Origin of the sequence: Mycobacterium sp. shizuoka-1 (assembly GCF_002723835.1) — a bacterium.
Lineage (GTDB): Bacteria > Actinomycetota > Actinomycetes > Mycobacteriales > Mycobacteriaceae > Mycobacterium.
Window position 1 is genome coordinate 1 of sequence record NZ_BEWG01000130.1, and the last position, 3197, is coordinate 3197.

The 3197-nt window shown below is 65.7% G+C and carries 5 protein-coding genes; 1 reads left to right on the forward strand and 4 read right to left on the reverse strand.

Features of this window, described 5'->3' with window-relative positions; translation table 11 throughout:
• Positions 1-172: 172 nt before the first annotated feature.
• From MSZK_RS30355 to MSZK_RS30370, 4 genes are read right to left on the reverse strand one after another with little or no spacing between them, the layout of a single operon-like run.
• Positions 173-607: an ester cyclase gene (locus MSZK_RS30355; protein ID WP_024452486.1), complete on the reverse strand. Its 435-nt coding sequence runs from the start codon at positions 605-607 to the stop codon at positions 173-175.
• Between the two features lie 12 nt (positions 608-619).
• Positions 620-1222, reverse strand: a complete 603-nt coding sequence (locus MSZK_RS30360; protein WP_024452487.1) for an NADPH-dependent F420 reductase — start codon at positions 1220-1222, stop codon at positions 620-622.
• Positions 1223-1231: 9 nt separating this feature from the next.
• Entirely contained in the window at positions 1232-2029 is a 798-nt protein-coding gene (locus MSZK_RS30365) for an alpha/beta hydrolase (protein WP_024452488.1), read from the reverse strand.
• A 41-nt stretch (positions 2030-2070) separates the two neighbouring features.
• Entirely contained in the window at positions 2071-2844 is a 774-nt protein-coding gene (locus MSZK_RS30370; protein WP_024452489.1) for a 3-oxoacyl-ACP reductase family protein, read from the reverse strand.
• Between the two features lie 122 nt (positions 2845-2966).
• On the opposite strand from MSZK_RS30370, the gene MSZK_RS30375 reads away from it, so the two are divergent.
• Positions 2967-3197, forward strand: a 231-nt coding sequence (locus MSZK_RS30375) for a TetR/AcrR family transcriptional regulator (RefSeq protein ID WP_142390035.1), incomplete at its 3' end; no start/stop codon positions are given.

Here is a 3197-nt window from a genome sequence, read left to right on the forward strand (position 1 = left end):
GTTCAACGGTAGAACGGGGCCTTTGCAAGGCTCAGATCGGGGTTCGATTCCCCGTGGCTCCACTTCTGTGGGTCGGCACTGACCGCTGGCATCGTGGCCGAGATCGATTACCTGGCTGCGGTATCTGGGTGACCCAAGTTCAATTGGTCTTGCGACTGTCGTCCGCGGCGTTTCAGAGGGTTGTTTGGCCGGGTAGTGAGTCGAGTTGGATGAGGACTCCGAGGAGGTTGGCTACTCCCCAGTGGTCGGTGAGTTGGCCGTTGTGGACTCGGAAGACATCGACGGTGTCAAACGAGATGGGTCGGCCGGTGGGGGCGATGCCGAGGAATTCTCCGTGGTGGGTGCCACGGTAGGTCTTGAAGGTGGTGACTTTATCGTCGTCGACTGTCTGCCAGTGGATTTCGGCGTGCAGGTCCGGGAACGCTGTGCGTAATCCGGTGTAGAGGGCTCGGACACCTTCTTTGTCGGGGGTGATGCCGGGTTGAGGTGTGTGGTCGGTGAAGCCGTCGGCAAACAGTTCGTCGAACACGGTGAAGTCGCCGCCGCCTTGGACTTGCTCGGTGTTGCGTCGGACCAGGTCTTTGAAGACCTCACGGTTGTCGGTCATCTCTGTTGTGTCCTAGCTGGTCGGGATGTATTCGATGAAGGTTCTGGCGGGCAGTGGGCCGCCGGGGAATTCGTGGAGCGCTCCACCGCCGGCGAGGGTACCGAGGTTGATCGGTGTGTAGTCCAGCGACTCGATGAGTGCGGCGATGACGGTGTGCGCGTCGGGGTGGTCGCTGGAGTGGAAGAGCAGTTTTCGGCCGCCGGAGACGACAGGTCCGTCTGCATAGCTTTCCGGGGTCATGTGGTTGAACGCCTTGATCACCTGCGCGGTGGGGGCGAGGTTGGCGATGACTTCGCTGGAGGTCAGCCCGCCGAGGTCGGCTTTGGTGAAGGTGGGGGCTTCCAGCGGGTTGGTGGTATCGACCAGGATGCGGTCGGTGAGGTCACCCGCCGCGTCCAGTGCGGCGGGCACTTTGCCCCATGGGACGGCCAGGAAGACCACCTCGTGGTCGGCGGCCTGGGCGACGGTGCCGGCGGTCAGGCTCAGTGGTGCGGCGAGTGCGGCCAGGGTGTCGCCGCCGCGGCTGTTGCTGATGGTGACGTCGTGGCCGACGGCGGCCAGCTGCGTTCCGACGGCTTGGGCGATGTTGCCGGCGCCGATGAATCCGATCTTCATGTGGGTGTCCTACTTTCCGGTGATGTTGTGGGAGGCCAGCCAGGCCAGGGTGGTGTCGGCGACGTCGCGCCAGCCGTGGTCGATGGTCAGGGAGTGCCCGCGGCCGTCGAATTCGTGAAACTCGGTGATAGCCGTCGATTTCGCGTACTGCTTGAAGGCCGCCTTGGCGCTGACGTGGGGCACGGTGTGGTCGGCGGTGCCGGCGGTGATCAGCAGCGGACCCCGGGTGGCGTTGGCGGTGTCGACCTTTGCTGGCGAATTCGGGGTGAAGTTGGCCAGTCCGGCCTCGAACAGCGGCTTGCCCGGGGAGGGGATGGCCCACTTTTCCCACAGTTGGTCGGATTCGGCTGCGGTGAGGGCGTTTCCGAAGCCGTAGCGGAACTGGCTGACACTCAAGGCTTTGGCACGGCCACGGTTGAGCGGGTTGCCCAGCACGGGGAATGCGGAGCGGAGCTGGGCGACTGGGAGAGGTCTGACTCCTTTGATGGGGGCGGGGTCGATGGCCACCGCGGCGGCGACCAGGTTCTGTCCCAGCAGTTTCTGGGCGATCAGGCCGCCGAAGGAATGCCCGATGACAACTGGTGGGGTGTCGAATTGCTTGACGATTCCGGCGAAGTGCTCGGTGAGATCGTCGATGCCGAATCCTGCCTGCGCCGCGGGGTTTTCTCGGGTTGCGGCGACGGTGTCGGCTTCCCCCGGCCATGCGGGCGCGACCCCCTGGTGGCCGTGTTCGGCGAAGTGGTCGATCCACGGTTGCCACGCGCTGTGGGCGATCCACAGGCCGTGGATGAATACGATGTCGGTCATGATGTGCCGGTGTCCTCTCGGGGCTGGCGGGTAAGACGCGGTTAGAGGGTGTAGCCGCCGTCGATGTTCCAGGTGACGCCGGTGACGAATCCGGCCTCGGGCAGCGCGAGATAGGCCACGGCGCTGGCGATATCGGCGGGTTGGCCGTAACGTCCGAGTGCGGTGAGGCTGCGCATGTGGTCGGCGAAGTCGCCTTCGTCGGGGTTCATGTCGGTGGCGGTGGGACCGGGCTGGACGTTGTTGACGGTGATCCCGCGGGGGCCGAGTTCGCGGGCCAGGCCGCGGGTCAGGCCCGCGACGGCCGCTTTGGTGGTGGAGTAGATCGAGATGCCGGGCACCGGGACGCGGTCGGCGTTGACGCTGCCGATGGTGATGATCCGCCCACCGGAGCCCAGGTGCGGCACGGCGGCGCGGACGGCGGCGAACACCCCGCGCACGTTGACCGCGATCAGGCGATCGAACTCCTCGAGCGGGAACTCTTCGATCGGCGCACCATGGGCCACGCCGGCGTTGTTGACCAGGATGTCGAGCCCGCCGAGCGCGGTCACGGTCTGCTCCACCGCGGAGGTGATCGCCTCCACGTTGCCGCTGTCGGCGCGGATCGCCACGACCTGTGCACCGGACGCGGAGGCTTCGGCGACGAGTTTGTCGGCCTGCTCGGGTGAGGAGTGGTAGGTGAACGCGACAGCCGCGCCGTCAGCGGCCAGGCGGGCTACGGTGGCCGCGCCGATCCCGCGGGATCCGCCGGTGACCAACGCTCGCCGCCCGGCCAGCGGGCGCACGGTGTTGGTGGTGGCGGTGTCAGTGGTGGTCATTGGTCGCTCTCTTTCATCTGGATCGGGACTTTCGAACCGATCGGTTACTAAGTATGATCAGGTAAAGCCGCTGACGCACCGCCACATTCCAGACTGTGGCGCGGATCACAGGAGGTGATCGGATGGCGATGGGACGGCCCCGCGAGTTCAATCCTGAGGACGTTCTCGACAAGGCGATGACCCTGTTCTGGGAGCACGGCTATGACGGGGTGTCGATCAGCGACCTGACATCAGCCACGGGGGTCAACCGGCGGAGTCTGTATGCCGAGTTCGGCTCCAAGGAGCAACTGTTCTACAAGGCGGTGGACCGCTACCTGGCCGGGCCCGGCGGGTTCGTCGGCGCGGCCATGGCC